Origin of the sequence: Microbacterium yannicii, assembly GCF_024055635.1 — a bacterium.
Classification (GTDB): domain Bacteria; phylum Actinomycetota; class Actinomycetes; order Actinomycetales; family Microbacteriaceae; genus Microbacterium; species Microbacterium yannicii.
In genome coordinates, this window is record NZ_JAMXMB010000010.1 from 165,075 (window position 1) to 180,119 (window position 15,045).

General features: G+C 64.9%; 11 protein-coding genes and 3 rRNA genes. 5 read left to right on the plus strand and 9 right to left on the minus strand.

Annotated elements, in window-relative coordinates:
• Window positions 1-3 precede the first annotated feature (3 nt).
• Entirely contained in the window at window positions 4-1,203 is a 1,200-nt protein-coding gene (locus NCG93_RS05620; protein ID WP_194415031.1) for a citrate synthase, read from the plus strand.
• Here the strand turns inward: NCG93_RS05620 and NCG93_RS05625 are convergent.
• Entirely contained in the window at window positions 1,179-1,877 is a 699-nt protein-coding gene (locus NCG93_RS05625) for an alpha/beta hydrolase family protein (RefSeq protein WP_194415030.1), read from the minus strand. The two genes, NCG93_RS05620 and NCG93_RS05625, sit on opposite strands and share 25 nt — an antisense overlap.
• Window positions 1,874-2,674, minus strand: coding sequence for a YflT domain-containing protein (locus NCG93_RS05630; RefSeq protein WP_241742170.1), 801 nt, complete (start codon window positions 2,672-2,674; stop codon window positions 1,874-1,876). The genes NCG93_RS05625 and NCG93_RS05630 overlap by 4 nt, the downstream gene beginning before the upstream one ends.
• Before the next feature lie 40 nt (window positions 2,675-2,714).
• Between NCG93_RS05630 and NCG93_RS05635 the strand changes: the two genes are divergently transcribed.
• The 3 genes from NCG93_RS05635 to NCG93_RS05645 are packed head-to-tail and all read left to right on the plus strand — an operon-like array spanning window position 2,715 to window position 5,727.
• Window positions 2,715-4,046, plus strand: a complete 1,332-nt coding sequence (locus NCG93_RS05635) for a magnesium transporter (RefSeq protein WP_194415029.1) — start codon at window positions 2,715-2,717, stop codon at window positions 4,044-4,046.
• On the plus strand, window positions 4,046-4,576 hold the full coding sequence (locus tag NCG93_RS05640; protein WP_194415028.1) for a DUF1003 domain-containing protein: 531 nt from the start codon (window positions 4,046-4,048) through the stop codon (window positions 4,574-4,576). The genes NCG93_RS05635 and NCG93_RS05640 overlap by 1 nt, the downstream gene beginning before the upstream one ends.
• Window positions 4,573-5,727: a P-loop NTPase gene (locus tag NCG93_RS05645; protein WP_194415027.1), complete on the plus strand. Its 1,155-nt coding sequence runs from the start codon at window positions 4,573-4,575 to the stop codon at window positions 5,725-5,727. The genes NCG93_RS05640 and NCG93_RS05645 overlap by 4 nt, the downstream gene beginning before the upstream one ends.
• Before the next feature lie 30 nt (window positions 5,728-5,757).
• On the opposite strand, the gene NCG93_RS05650 is transcribed toward NCG93_RS05645, so the two are convergent.
• Complete coding sequence (locus tag NCG93_RS05650) at window positions 5,758-6,153, minus strand: twin-arginine translocase TatA/TatE family subunit (protein ID WP_194415026.1); 396 nt, start codon at window positions 6,151-6,153, stop codon at window positions 5,758-5,760.
• Between the two features lie 71 nt (window positions 6,154-6,224).
• On the opposite strand from NCG93_RS05650, the gene NCG93_RS05655 reads away from it, so the two are divergent.
• Window positions 6,225-6,860 carry an O-methyltransferase gene (locus NCG93_RS05655; RefSeq protein ID WP_194415025.1) on the plus strand — a complete coding sequence of 212 codons (636 nt, stop codon included), beginning with the start codon at window positions 6,225-6,227 and terminating at the stop codon, window positions 6,858-6,860.
• 61 nt (window positions 6,861-6,921) lie between these two features.
• On the opposite strand, the gene NCG93_RS05660 is transcribed toward NCG93_RS05655, so the two are convergent.
• The 6 genes from NCG93_RS05660 to NCG93_RS05685 all read right to left on the minus strand — a co-directional run bounded on the left by NCG93_RS05660 (window position 6,922) and on the right by NCG93_RS05685 (window position 14,849).
• Window positions 6,922-7,095, minus strand: a complete 174-nt coding sequence (locus NCG93_RS05660; protein WP_163620836.1) for a DUF3117 domain-containing protein — start codon at window positions 7,093-7,095, stop codon at window positions 6,922-6,924.
• A 94-nt stretch (window positions 7,096-7,189) separates the two neighbouring features.
• A complete protein-coding gene (locus NCG93_RS05665; protein ID WP_252787460.1) occupies window positions 7,190-8,416 on the minus strand; it encodes a hypothetical protein in 1,227 nt (408 codons plus the stop codon).
• Window positions 8,398-9,471, minus strand: coding sequence for a succinyl-diaminopimelate desuccinylase (dapE, locus tag NCG93_RS05670; protein ID WP_194415024.1), 1,074 nt, complete (start codon window positions 9,469-9,471; stop codon window positions 8,398-8,400). Before dapE ends, NCG93_RS05665 begins: the two co-directional genes overlap by 19 nt.
• A 78-nt stretch (window positions 9,472-9,549) precedes the next feature.
• Window positions 9,550-9,666: ribosomal RNA gene (gene rrf / locus NCG93_RS05675) — 5S ribosomal RNA — on the minus strand.
• A gap of 105 nt (window positions 9,667-9,771) precedes the next feature.
• Window positions 9,772-12,876, minus strand: a 23S ribosomal RNA gene (locus NCG93_RS05680).
• A 449-nt stretch (window positions 12,877-13,325) separates the two neighbouring features.
• Window positions 13,326-14,849 (minus strand): 16S ribosomal RNA (locus tag NCG93_RS05685).
• Together the 16S, 23S and 5S rRNA genes form the textbook arrangement of a ribosomal RNA operon.
• Window positions 14,850-15,045 lie beyond the last annotated feature (196 nt).

A 15,045-nucleotide genomic window follows, 5' to 3' on the forward strand; every position in this document is an offset into this window, starting at 1 on the left:
ATCATGAGCGATCTCCCCCGCCTCACCGCCTCGGAGGCGGCCGCACGACTCGGTGTCAAGCCGGAGTCGCTGTACGCCTACGTGTCGCGCGGGCTGCTCTCGCGGGAGCGGGATGCCGCGGGCTCGTCGTTCGATCCGCTCGAGGTGGAGGCATTCGCGCAGCGGCGCCGCCGGTCGCCCGGCTCCACGCCGGGCGCAGCGGCGCCGGGCACCCCGCTCATGGTGCTCGACACGCGCCTCGCCCACGTCGACGATGACGAACTGCACTACCGGGAGCGGTCGGCCGCACGCCTCGCACGCGAGCAGTCGTTCGAAGAGGTCGTGACGTGGCTCTGGGATGTGCCGTCGCTGCGACGGCCGTCGGCCGACGACGTCGCTGCGGCGCGCCGCACGATCGCCGCCCTCGGTGAGACCGCTTCGTCCCTGGATCGTGTCCTGGTCGCCGTCGCGGCGCTGGGCGCCACCGACCCGCTGCGCGACGACCCCGACCCGTCGCACCTGGTCCGCATCGGGGCCCGACTTCTCACCGGCATTCCCGCCGCGCTGCGCCCGCAGCACCGTTCCGATGCGATCGCTCCCACGCTCTGGCGTGCGCTGACCGCGTCGGAGGATGCGCACGGACCGCGCCTGCTCGATGCCGCGCTCGTCCTCGTCATCGACCACGACCTCGCCGTCTCGACGCTCGCCGCACGGGTCGCCGCCTCGGCGCGGGCATCCGGTTACGGCGTCGTCACGGCAGCACTCGGCGCGTTCGACGCGCCCCTGCACGGCACCGCGAGCCGCGCGGCCCTCCGCATGCTGCGGGCCGTGCAGGAGGGCGACGCGGCGCCCGCGGCGATCGCCCGTGCGGTGCGCGACGGCGGGCGCGGCATCCCCGGGTTCGGCCAGGCGCTGTATGCCGGCGGCGACATGCGGGCCGCCGTCCTGCTCGAACTGCTGCGGGAGACACCCGGTACCGACGATGTGCTGGCGGCGGTGGATGCGGTCGCCGACGAAGTGGCGCGCCGAGCCGAAGCACGACCGAACCTCGATCTGGCCCTGGGCGCGCTCGCGCTCTGGGCCGGGATGCCCGATGACGCCGGCGCCGTCGTCTTCGCGGTCGGCCGCATCGCCGGCTGGATCACCCACGCGATCGACGAGTACGACGAGCGTCCGATGCGCCTGCGGCCCCGCGGTCGCTACGTGGGACCGCCGCCGGAGTGAACGCGGCGCATCCACGCGACGGCGAGAGGCGCGAGTTCGGCGGCGACATGCGCCGGCGGGCGCTTGCGGCCCTTGACCTCGAACGAATGGCCGCCGCCGTCGATCCAGGCGATCTCCGCATGGCGGCACGACGCGACCGCCGCCTCCAGCTGGTCGTGGGGATCGATGAACGGGTCGTTGGTGCCTTCGACGAACAGCTGCGGCTGAGGCACGTCCGGCAGATGTGCGGTACGGGCCTTGTCAGGACTCCCCGGCGGGTGGAGCGGATAGCCGAGGTAGACCAGCCCCGATGGATCGATCACGCCTTCCGCAGCAGCCATAGACGCCATGCGTCCGCCGTACGACTTGCCCATCGCGAAGATCGTGACACCGTCCGCGCTCTCCGCCAGCGCGGCATGCACGGCGCCCCACGTCGCGACGGCGTGAGCAGCTGGCCCCGGCATCCGTCGTCCTGCCTCGACATAGGGGAAGTTGAAGCGCAGCGTCGCGACGCCCTCTTGGGCGAGGGCGTCCGCGAAGCCGGTGAGGAACGGATGCCGATACCCGGCGCCTGCGCCGTGTGCGAGGGCGGCGAACGCCCAGGGCTTCTCCGGCGCAACCAGGTCGGCTGAGATCTCGACGCTTCCGTTGGGGAGCGCGACGGTGATCCGCGAGGAACCGCCGCCTCCGCTCATGCGCGCTCGTCGTCGCCGGCGCGGGTGTGCTCGGAATCGTCGGCGGCGGCCGCGTCGTGCGGCGAATCGTGGCCGGTGGCGGCGGAAGACTCGGCGTGATGATCCCCATCGGCCGGGTTCTCGCGCGCGTCCGGTGCGGCGGGGGCCGCTGCGGCAGACGCAGCCTCCGCCGGAGTATTCGGGGCCGACTGATCCACATCCGCGACTACTCGCTCGCCGTACTTCGGCGGCTCCGTCGCGGTGGCAGGCGCGGGCGCTGCCGGTGCCGTCGGGCCTGCGGGAGCGGTCGGCCTCGCCGGGGCGGCCGCGGCGGCCGGAGCCACCGTGGTCTGAGGACCCAGCACCTGCCGAGCCCGGTGCACGCTGTTGTCGGTGACGGTGACCTCGTAATGATCGGCGACGACCTGCATGACCGACGCGTAGTCACGGCGGCGACGCACGAACGAGTACGCCACGATGCTCATCAGCATGCCGATCGCGATGCCGACGAACAGCACTCCGACGAACGCCTGGATCGGAACCGAGGGGGATCCGATCACCAGGATCGCCGAGAAGAGCAGCCCCAGCAGCATTCCGTTGACAGCACCGGAGCGTGCCGCCGACGCGTAGCCCAGGCGGCCCGTGATGCGCTCGATCGAACGCAGCCCCTGGCCAACGATCGCGATGTCGCGCGCCGGGATGTCGGCCGCGATCAGCGAGGACACCGCCTTCTGCGCGGCCTCGTACGCCGGGAAGCTCGCAACGGTCTGACCGACCGCATCGGACGCCTGCGGAGAGCGCCCTCCCATCATGGTCATCTCTCCATCCTCCCATGGCACGCGGACTACGCTGGGACGTGTGAGCACGCAGAGGGTTTTCGTCGCGCGCCTTTCCGGGTGCTCGGTCTTCGACCCCGCCGGCGACCGTCTCGGCAAGGTCCGCGACGTCGTCGTCATCTACCGAAAAGACGACCCGCCGCGCGTGATCGGGCTCGTCGTGGAGATCCCCGGCCGGCGCCACGTCTTCGTGTCCATCGGGCGCGTCACCTCCATCGCCACCGGCCAGGTCATCACCACCGGTCTCATCAACGTCCGACGCTTCCAGCAGCGCGGCGGCGAAGTGCGCGTCATGGCCGAGATGCTCGGCCGCAGGGTGTTCTTCGCGGATGGCTCCGGCACAGCCGTGATCGAGGACGTCGCCATCGAGCGCAACCGCCTGGGCGAGTGGGATGTCGGACAGCTCTTCCTGCGCAAGCCCAAGACGAGCGCGTCGCCGTTCGCCAAGGGGCCGACCACGTTCGCGAACTGGGACGCGGTGCGCGAGAGCCAGGTTCCGGGCGAGGCGCAGTCGGCCGAGCAGCTCGTCGCGACCTACTCCGAACTGCGTCCGGCAGATCTGGCCAACACACTCCTCGACCTGCCGGAGGATCGGCTCCTCGAGGTCGTCGAGGAGCTCCCCGACGACCGTCTCGCCGACGCCCTCGAAGAGATGCCCGAAGGCGATCAGGTCCACATCCTCGAGGCCCTCGACGACGAGCGCGCCGCCGACATCCTCGATGCCATGGAGCCCGACGACGCGGCAGACCTGCTCGGTCAGCTCCCGGAGGAGCAGCGGGAGGAGTTCCTGGACCTCATGGAGCCCGAAGAGGCGGAGGACGTCCGAGCTCTGCTGAAGTACGGTCCCGACACCGCCGGCGGCCTCATGACCAGCGAGCCCATCGTTCTCTCCGCCGACGCGACGATCGCCGAGGCACTCGCCCTCATCCGCCGGCACGAGCTGCACCCCGCCCTCGCTGCGGCGGTCTTCGTGACGCTGCCGCCCTACGAGACCCCGACCGGCCGGCTGCTCGGCACCGTGCACTTCCAGCGGATGCTGCGCTACCCGCCGCACGAGCGCCTGGGCGCCATCATCGACGACACGCTCGATCCCGTCCCGGCGACCGCGTCGGCAGCGGAGGTGGCGCGCCTCCTCGCGTCATACAACCTCGTGTCGCTTCCGGTCGTCGACCCCGCCCATCGGCTCGTCGGCGCGATCAGCGTCGACGACGTCCTGGACTACCTGCTGCCGGAGGACTGGCGATCTCACGATGCGGAGGATGATGAGCGGCGCCCTGCGTCCGAAGTCGTGCCCACGAACACGGCCGGCACGCTGATCTTCGGCACGCCCAAGAGCAGCGGCAGGAGGCGCTGATGGCACGCGCCAGTCGCCAGCCCTCACTCGACGCTCCCCGGGGCCGCTCCGGCATGCTGCAGCGCACCCCGCAGCAGTCGAGCGACAGATTCGGGCGCTTCTCCGAGGCCTTCGCGCGCGCGATGGGCACCTCGGGCTTCCTCATCGGCATGACGATCTTCGTCGCCGTGTGGCTGGCGTGGAACATCTTCATGCCGCCGCAGCTGCAGTTCGACCCATCGGCGACGAACTTCACACTGCTGACGCTGATCCTGTCGCTGCAGGCGTCGTATGCGGCTCCCCTCATCCTGTTGGCGCAGAACCGCCAGGACGACCGCGACCGCGTGCAGATCGAGCAGGATCGACAGCGCGCCGAGCGCAATCTCGCCGACACCGAGTACCTCGCTCGCGAGGTCGTCGCCTTGCGCATGGCGGTCAACGACTTCGCCGACCAGGTCGTGACGCGGGAGGTGCTCCGGGCCGAACTGCGCACGCTGCTCGAGAAGCTCGACAACAGCCCCGAGGCGGCCGACGAGGGCGCCACGAGATGAGCGTCCCCACGGACGCGGACGCCGTCCGCACCGCCGTCGGCGCTGTCTCCGATCCGGAGCTGCGACGCCCGATCGGCGAGCTCGACATGGTGCGCGACATCTCGGTCGACGACGGGGTCGCGCACGTCGCGATCGCCCTGACAATCGTGGGCTGCCCGGCAGCCGACCGGATCGCGTCGGACGTGCGCAGGGCCGCGGCATCCGTTCCTGGAATCACGGACGTCGCGCTCGAGGTGGGCGTGATGACGCCGGCCGAGCGCCATGCCCTCACCGAACGCCTCCGTGGTGGCCGCGCGCGGGAGATGCCCTTCGGTCCGGGCACGCTCACGCGCGTGATCGCCGTCTCGAGCGGCAAGGGCGGCGTGGGCAAGTCGACAGTGACCGCCAACCTCGCCGCGGCACTCGCCGCACGGGGGCTCGCCGTGGGCCTCGTCGATGCCGACGTCCACGGCTTCTCTATCCCCGGTCAGCTCGGCCTGGTCGACGCGCACGGCTCGGTGCCGCAGCCCACCCGCGTGGACGACCTGATGCTGCCGCCCGTCGCGCACGGCGTGAAGGTCATCTCGATCGGGATGTTCCTGCGCCGCCGGGACGGCGACGAAGCGGTCGGCGCCGTCGCGTGGCGCGGGCCGATGCTGCATCGCACCGTGCTGCAATTCCTCACCGACGTGTACTTCGGCGACCTGGACGTGCTGCTCCTGGACATGCCGCCGGGCACCGGCGACATCGCGATCTCGGTCGGCCAGCTGCTGCCGAACGCCGAGGTCCTGGTGGTGACAACCCCGCAGACGGCCGCATCCGATGTCGCGGTGCGCAGCGGGCTGGTGGCTCGTCAGACCGGCCAGCGGGTCATCGGTGTCATCGAGAACATGTCGGCCCTGACGCTGCCCGACGGGACGGTCTTCGACCTGTTCGGCACCGGCGGGGGCGCCGCCGTCGCCGCGGCGCTGACGCACGAAGATGCCGAGGTGCCGCTGCTGGGCTCCGTCCCACTGAGCCCGACGCTGAGGACGGACGCGGATGCCGGCATCCCGGCAGTCATCGCCCACCCCGAAGACCCGGCGGCCCGGGTCATCGCGGGCATCGCCGCACAGCTGGCGCAGACCCCGCGCGGGCTGTCGGGTCGCGCGCTCCCGTTCCGTCCGCGCTGACGACCCGTCCGCGGTGACGATGCGCAGGCGTCAGGTCGCCTCGGAGTCATAGGGCGTCGGGCCGTCCGCCGGACCACGGAAGGGCGACGACACCGGCGCGGTCGGAACGGTTGGCGCGACAGCTGCCGATGCGGCTGTCTTCGCCGTCGAACCGATCCCCGCCACAGGCGCATCGTCCAGCAGCGCCTCGCGGATGATGCGTCGGGGGTCGTACTGCCGCGGATCGAGGGTGCGCCAGTCCACGTCGTCGAAGTCCTCGCCCATCTCGTCCCGCACCCGGGTGCGCGCCGTCGTCACCCATTCCCGCGCCCGCTTGGTCAGTCCCGCGAGGGACTCCGCATACCGCGGCAGACGCTCGGGTCCGAGGATGAGTGCCGCGACGAGACCGATCAGCAGGAGCTTCTCGATCGTGAGGCCGAAGATCATGCCTTCAGATTACCGTCGTGCCTGTGCGGCCAGCGCCCTACTGCCGCGTAGGCTGGCGAGCGGAGGTGCCGATGGGCGAGCAGAGCGCGAACCAGCGGTTCGTGGACGAGGCGACGAGCGAACCGGAGCACATCGCGCGTGCACGTGCGCACGCTCTCGAGCTCGGCGCCGCACCGATCAGCCCGGCCATCGGGGCCCAGTGCGCGGTGATCGCGGCCGCGTCCCAGGCACTCAACATCGTCGAGATAGGGACGGGCGCCGGCGTTTCCGGCCTCTGGCTGCTGCACGGTTCGCCACGGGCGACCCTCACCACGATCGACAAAGAGCCCGAGCACCTCGGAGCCGCGCGCCAGGCGTTCGGCGAGGCTCGCATCCCGCCGGCCCGTGCCCGCTTCATCACGGGGCGCGCTGCGGAGGTGCTCCCCCGGATGAACGAGGCCTCCTACGACATCGTGCTCGTCGACGCAGACCCCGACGGTGTCATCGAGTACGTCGAGCACGGACTGCGCCTGGTGCGTGCGGGCGGCACTGTCCTGGTCCCGCGCGTGCTCGCCGGCGGCGGCGTCGCCGATCCGGTCCGCCGCGACCCGGTGACCACCGCATACCGCTCGCTCATCCAGGAGACGCAGGCTTCTCCCGCCGTCATCGGCGCACTGTCGATCACCGGTGAGGGACTGCTGCAGCTCACCACGGTGGCCGTCTCCTGACACCCTGCGCAACTGCGCGAATGGCCGGTCCCCTCGGACCGGCCATTCGCGCAACGTGCGTCTACGCGGCGTTGACGACGCCGCTCAGGACGTCGTAGAGCTCCTTGGCCTCAGCGTCGTTCACCGAGACGACCAGGCGACCGCCTCCCTCGAGCGGCACGCGCACGATGATGAGTCGACCCTCCTTCACGGCCTCCATCGGCCCGTCTCCGGTTCTCGGCTTCATGGCTGCCATTGCGGCTCCTTTTCATCGATGGTCTGCAGTTCGAGTTTATCGTGAGGGCAAGCGTCCCCGGGTACGCCTGGGGAAAGCGGCATCCTGGTGTCGCTCACGGCACCTGCCAGGAACTGCTGCCCAGGGCGTACATGTTGTAGATCCACCACCATTGGCCGATCAGGCACGCGACAAGCACGCCCACCCGCCATACGCGCGAGCGCGGGACGGCGAAAGCACCCCACAGCGGCGAGAGCGGGACGAGCAGCCGGAAGATGCTCGACTGAGGGAAGAACACCAGCAGGAGGTAGACCAGGTAGCTCGCGCTCCACAGCCGGATCTCGACGCCGAGGCGGCGCACCTGGGGCAGAAAGGCGAGGGCCGCCCCGATCACCAGGACGCCGGCGCCGACGAGGACGTAGCCCAGGGCGAGCGGCAGATGCCACATCGTCTCGAACCAGAACGAGATCCCGGCGAGGAACGGCTCGAAGGGCGCGAACGAGGGGTCGCCGGCCACCCAGTTCCGGCGCCAGGCGAGCTCCGTGGAGAGGTAGGCGCCGGGCTCGCCGGTCACCCAGCCCGCGATGAGCTGCCACGCGAACCCGGCGACGACCGACAGCAGGCCGAGTGCGACGATATGCACGACCTCCGGGGCGCGCAGCGGCTCCCGCGCTCTCCGCACCCACCTCCACACGCCGAAGAGGCCCAGGAACAGCGCGAAGGCCAGCACGCCGGGGCGCGTGAACGCCATCAGCGGGATGAGGACGTACAGCCATCCGTAGCGTCGCCGCGCCACGCACCACAGCGCGCAGAAGAGCCAGAACAGGTTGAGCGCCTCCGCGTACCCGACCTGGAAGAGAGCGGCGAGCGGACCGCTGGCGAAGAACGCCACCGCCCACAGCGTCGCCGACTGGTCGAGGCGCAGCCGCAGCAGCCCATACAGAGCGACGGATGCCCCGTACCCGGCCACGAGCGACACGATCAGCGCGCCCGTCCCCCACTGTCCGCCGAACGGCAGAGCGACCGCCTGAGACAGATACGGGTACAGCGGAAGGAACGCCCACGCGTTCTCGGCGACCTGACCGGCGTCGGTCAGGGGCAACGGGTTCGGATACCCCGAGAACGCCACCAGCCAGTACCACGCGCCATCCCAGGCGACGACGGTGTCGCCGAGGTCGGCATCCGCTCCCATCCTGCTCTGGAAGCCAGAGAGCTCGGCGGCCACGAAGAGGAAGAGGGTGGTCACCAGCCGCGCGGCCAGGTAGATCGCGAGGACCCGGAGGGCGACGCGACCCCGCGACGGCCGAGCGAGGGGCTCCGCCGTCAGTTGGTCGCCAGCCACGCGCGCAGGCCCCGCTCGACCGCTTCGATCTGCCCCACCGGCACCCGCTCCTCGTCGTGGTGCGCGAGGTGCGGGTCGCCCGGACCGTAGTTCACGGCGGGCACGCCCAACGCGCTGAAACGCGCCACGTCGGTCCACCCGTACTTGGGACGGGGCTCGGCGCCCACGGCGGCGAGGAACTCCTGCGCCAGCGGGGCGTCGAGGCCTGGGCGCGCACCGACGGCGGCGTCGACGATGTCGACCTCGAAACCCGAGAACACGCCGCGGACGTGGTCCGCCGCCTCCTCGACGTCCCTGCTGGGCGCGAAGCGATAGTTGACCTCGACCTCGCAGAGGTCGGGGATCACGTTGCCGGCCACGCCACCGCTGATGCGGACCGCATTGAGCCCCTCGCGGTACACGAGTCCCTCGACCGCGACATCCCTCGGCTCGTACTCCGCGAGCCGCCCGAGGATCGGTGCAGCCTTGTGGATGGCGTTGTCGCCGATCCAGGCGCGCGCGCTGTGGGCACGCACGCCGTGAGTGCGGACGATCGCGCGCAGGTTGCCGTTGCATCCGCCCTCGACCTCCCCGTTGGACGGCTCACCCAGGATCGCGAAATCGCCGGCGAACAGATCGGCGCGGGTGCGCGCCAGCCGGGTGAGACCGTTGAGGTCGGCGTCGACCTCCTCGTGGTCGTACCACATCCACGTGATGTCGACACGGGGAGCCACCAGCTCGGCGGCGAGCTTGAGCTGCACGGCGACGCCGGCCTTCATATCGACGGTGCCCCGCCCCCAGATGAAGGGCTCCCCGTCGAGCTCGATCTCCCTCGTGGGGACGTTGGCATTGATCGGCACGGTGTCGATATGACCGGCGATCACCACGCGTTGCGCCCGGCCGAGATTCGTGCGAGCGACGATCGTGTCGCCGTCGCGGTACACCTCGAGGTGATCGAGGGTGGCGATCTCGTCGAAGATCATGTCGGCCAACAGCTTCTCATCGCCTGACACGCTCGGAATGTCACAGATGATGCGAGTGAGTTCAGCAGAGGACAGCGACAGATCGAGCGGCATCCCCCGAGTCTACCGACGCGAATGATGCCGTTAACGCGTAATGGCCACCCTTGGGGGGTGGCCATTACGTGAATGGGTGTCCGGCGGTGTCCTACTCTCCCACAGGGTCCCCCCTGCAGTACCATCGGCGCTGAGAGGCTTAGCTTCCGGGTTCGGAATGTGACCGGGCGTTTCCCTCTCGCTATGGCCGCCGAAACTCTTTCGATGTTTCAGTCTTCACAACGTGAAAAACAATGTTCTGTTGTGTTCCCGACCGTACATCGGGAACCACTCAGTGGACGCAAGCACCAGAAACGGTGTGTTATCAAGTCATCGGCTTATTAGTACCAGTCAGCTGCACGCATTGCTGCGCTTCCACATCTGGCCTATCAACCCAGTAGTCTGGCTGGGAGCCTCTCACCCGAAGGTATGGAAGTCTCATCTTGAGGCCGGCTTCCCGCTTAGATGCTTTCAGCGGTTATCCATCCCGAACGTAGCTAACCAGCGGTGCACTTGGCAGTACAACTGGCACACCAGAGGTTCGTCCAACCCGGTCCTCTCGTACTAGGGTCAGATCCTCTCAAACTTCCTACGCGCGCAGCGGATAGGGACCGAACTGTCTCACGACGTTCTAAACCCAGCTCGCGTACCGCTTTAATGGGCGAACAGCCCAACCCTTGGGACCTACTCCAGCCCCAGGATGCGACGAGCCGACATCGAGGTGCCAAACCATGCCGTCGATATGGACTCTTGGGCAAGATCAGCCTGTTATCCCCGAGGTACCTTTTATCCGTTGAGCGACAGCGCTTCCACAAGCCACTGCCGGATCACTAGTCCCGACTTTCGTCCCTGCTCGACCTGTCAGTCTCACAGTCAAGCTCCCTTGTGCACTTACACTCGCCACCTGATTACCAACCAGGTTGAGGGAACCTTTGGGCGCCTCCGTTACTTTTTGGGAGGCAACCGCCCCAGTTAAACTACCCACCAGGCACTGTCCCTGAACCGGATTACGGTTCGAAGTTAGATATCCAGAGTGACCAGAGTGGTATTTCAACAATGACTCCACGAATACTGGCGTATCCGCTTCACAGTCTCCCACCTATCCTACACAAGCCACACCGAACACCAATACCAAGCTGTAGTAAAGGTCACGGGGTCTTTCCGTCCTGCTGCGCGTAACGAGCATCTTTACTCGTAATGCAATTTCGCCGAGTTCGCGGTTGAGACAGTTGGGAAGTCGTTACGCCATTCGTGCAGGTCGGAACTTACCCGACAAGGAATTTCGCTACCTTAGGATGGTTATAGTTACCACCGCCGTTTACTGGGGCTTAAATTCTCAGCTTCGCCTTGCGGCTAACCGGTCCTCTTAACCTTCCAGCACCGGGCAGGCGTCAGTCCGTATACATCGTCTTGCGACTTGGCACGGACCTGTGTTTTTAGTAAACAGTCGCTACCCACTAGTCTCTGCGGCCACCACACCCTTTTTGAGGCAAGCTCATATAAGTGGATGGCCCCCCTTCTCCCGAAGTTACGGGGGCATTTTGCCGAGTTCCTTAACCACGATTCTCTCGATCTCCTTGGTATTCTCTACCTGACCACCTGAGTCGGTTTGGGGTACGGGCGGCTAGAACCTCGCGTCGATGCTTTTCTTGGCAGCATAGGATCACCCACTTTTCATCCGCATCGTGTCTCAGCCTGTATGAGTCACGGATTTGCCTATGACTCGGCCTACGCACTTGCCCCGGGACAACCATCGCCCGGGATGGGCTACCTTCCTGCGTCACACCTGTTAATACGCTAACCGCACCAGAATGGGGTCGTGCGCTAGGCCCACAGCATCACCCCGAAGGGATCCGTCAATGGGATTCAGACACTTAGCACTACTGGATTAGTTTGGGCGGTTCTTCGCCGGTACGGGAATATCAACCCGTTGTCCATCGACTACGCCTGTCGGCCTCGCCTTAGGTCCCGACTTACCCAGGGAAGATTAGCTTGACCCTGGAACCCTTGGTCTTTCGGAGGACGTGTTTCTCACACGTCTTTCGCTACTCATGCCTGCATTCTCACTCGTGTGGCGTCCACGGCTGGGTCACCCCGCCGCTTCACTCGCCACACGACGCTCTCCTACCCATCAACACGGCTGGACCACGAAGGCCTACCAATAATGTCAATGCCACAACTTCGGTGGCGTGCTTGAGCCCCGTTACATTGTCGGCGCGGAATCACTTGACCAGTGAGCTATTACGCACTCTTTCAAGGGTGGCTGCTTCTAAGCCAACCTCCTGGTTGTCTAAGCAACTCCACATCCTTTCCCACTTAGCACGCGCTTAGGGACCTTAGATGGTGGTCTGGGTTGTTTCCCTCTCGACTATGAAGCTTATCCCCCACAGTCTCACTGCTGCGCTCTCACTTACCGGCATTCGGAGTTTGGCTGACGTCAGTAACCTTGTAGGGCCCATCGGCCATCCAGTAGCTCTACCTCCGGCAAGAAACACGCAACGCTGCACCTAAATGCATTTCGGAGAGAACCAGCTATCACGAAGTTTGATTGGCCTTTCACCCCTATCCACAGCTCATCCCCTCAGTTTTCAACCTAAGTGGGTTCGGCCCTCCACGACGTCTTACCGTCGCTTCAGCCTGGCCATGGATAGATCACTTCGCTTCGGGTCTAGGACATGCGACTGAATCGCCCTATTCAGACTCGCTTTCGCTACGGCTACCCCACCCGGGTTAACCTCGCCACATATCGCTAACTCGCAGGCTCATTCTTCAAAAGGCACGCTGTCACCCCTACTAAGGAGGCTCCAACGGTTTGTAAGCAAACGGTTTCAGGTACTATTTCACTCCCCTCCCGGGGTACTTTTCACCTTTCCCTCACGGTACTTGTCCGCTATCGGTCATCTGGGAGTATTTAGGCTTATCAGGTGGTCCTGACAGATTCACACGGGATTTCTCGGGCCCCGTGATACTTGGGATACTCTCCACGTCAGAACACGCATTTCGACTACGGGGCTGGCACCCACTCTGGCCCGCCTTTCAAGACGGTTCGTCTATACGCTTCTGTCACGTCGACCACTCGGCAGAATGGTCCGGAAAGTCCCGCAACCCCCCACATGCAACGCCTGCCGGCTCTCACACACATGAGGTTTAGCCTGATCCGATTTCGCTCGCCACTACTCACGGAATCACTGTTGTTTTCTCTTCCTGTGGGTACTGAGATGTTTCACTTCCCCACGTTCCCTCTACCCGCCCTATATATTCAGGCGGGAGTCACCAGGCACGCACGCGCCCTGGCGGGGTTTCCCCATTCGGACACCCTCGGATCAAAACTTGCTTATCAGTTCCCCGAGGCTTATCGCAGATTGCTACGTCCTTCTTCGGCTCCAGATGCCAAGGCATCCACCGTTTGCTCTTAAAGACTTGAAATCACATGAGTTTCATCAAGAATCGAACCCGAACCAAAAGGTCCGGGCTGAAATTGACTAATGATCTTTAAGATCATCTATAACAAGAACAATCCCGAAGGATCATCTTGAAGATGCTCGCGTCCACTGTGTAGTTCTCAAAGTACGGGCGGTACCCCCCAACCCCACCACCACAAAGGTGCAGAATCAGAAGGCCCATGAGGAGTGACCCCCACACCCACCACCCCAAAAGGGCGGCAAGCGCAGCGTCCGGTCCCTCAGGACCCAACAGCGTGCCGACGCCCCGCTCACCAGAACCCACCCTCCAACCACACCCCGAAGAGTGCGGCGTACTAGTAGACCCCAGCTGCGCTGACGCCATGTCAAATGTTCCACCCTTGAGCCCCAGCCACACACGAACGGTGTGGTACTGAGTCCTGGAACCCCCGAAGAGGTCCAAGTGCTCCTTAGAAAGGAGGTGATCCAGCCGCACCTTCCGGTACGGCTACCTTGTTACGACTTAGTCCTAATTACCGATCCCACCTTCGACGGCTCCCTCCACAAAGGGTTGGGCCACCGGCTTCAGGTGTTACCGACTTTCATGACTTGACGGGCGGTGTGTACAAGACCCGGGAACGTATTCACCGCAGCGTTGCTGATCTGCGATTACTAGCGACTCCGACTTCATGAGGTCGAGTTGCAGACCTCAATCCGAACTGGGACCGGCTTTTTGGGATTCGCTCCACCTCACGGTATTGCAGCCCTTTGTACCGGCCATTGTAGCATGCGTGAAGCCCAAGACATAAGGGGCATGATGATTTGACGTCATCCCCACCTTCCTCCGAGTTGACCCCGGCAGTATCCCATGAGTTCCCACCATTACGTGCTGGCAACATAGAACGAGGGTTGCGCTCGTTGCGGGACTTAACCCAACATCTCACGACACGAGCTGACGACAACCATGCACCACCTGTTCACGAGTGTCCAAAGAGTCCCCTATTTCTAGGGTGTTCTCGTGTATGTCAAGCCTTGGTAAGGTTCTTCGCGTTGCATCGAATTAATCCGCATGCTCCGCCGCTTGTGCGGGTCCCCGTCAATTCCTTTGAGTTTTAGCCTTGCGGCCGTACTCCCCAGGCGGGGAACTTAATGCGTTAGCTGCGTCACGGAATCCGTGGAAAGGACCCCACAACTAGTTCCCAACGTTTACGGGGTGGACTACCAGGGTATCTAAGCCTGTTTGCTCCCCACCCTTTCGCTCCTCAGCGTCAGTTACGGCCCAGAGATCTGCCTTCGCCATCGGTGTTCCTCCTGATATCTGCGCATTCCACCGCTACACCAGGAATTCCAATCTCCCCTACCGCACTCTAGTCTGCCCGTACCCACTGCAGACCCGAGGTTGAGCCTCGGGATTTCACAGCAGACGCGACAAACCGCCTACGAGCTCTTTACGCCCAATAATTCCGGATAACGCTTGCGCCCTACGTATTACCGCGGCTGCTGGCACGTAGTTAGCCGGCGCTTTTTCTGCAAGTACCGTCACTTTCGCTTCTTCCTTGCTAAAAGAGGTTTACAACCCGAAGGCCGTCATCCCTCACGCGGCGTTGCTGCATCAGGCTTCCGCCCATTGTGCAATATTCCCCACTGCTGCCTCCCGTAGGAGTCTGGGCCGTGTCTCAGTCCCAGTGTGGCCGGTCACCCTCTCAGGCCGGCTACCCGTCGACGCCTTGGTGAGCCATTACCTCACCAACAAGCTGATAGGCCGCGAGCCCATCCCCAACCAAAAAATCTTTCCAAACGTTGACCATGCGATCACGTCTCGTATCCAGTATTAGACGCCGTTTCCAGCGCTTATCCCAGAGTCAGGGGCAGGTTGCTCACGTGTTACTCACCCGTTCGCCACTGATCCACCCAGCAAGCTGAGCTTCACCGTTCGACTTGCATGTGTTAAGCACGCCGCCAGCGTTCATCCTGAGCCAGGATCAAACTCTCCATAAAAAATGAAAACCACCAACAACCCGGGAAAACGGGCCGAAAGCAGCGAGTTCAACCATGACCAAAAACGAATATCAAACTGACATCCATGAATTGATCCAAAAAGGACCCCCACCAACCAAACAAATGGTCAGCGAGGATACAAAAATTGGCATTTGACAAGTGCACGCTGTTGAGTTCTCAAAGATCGGACGCACCA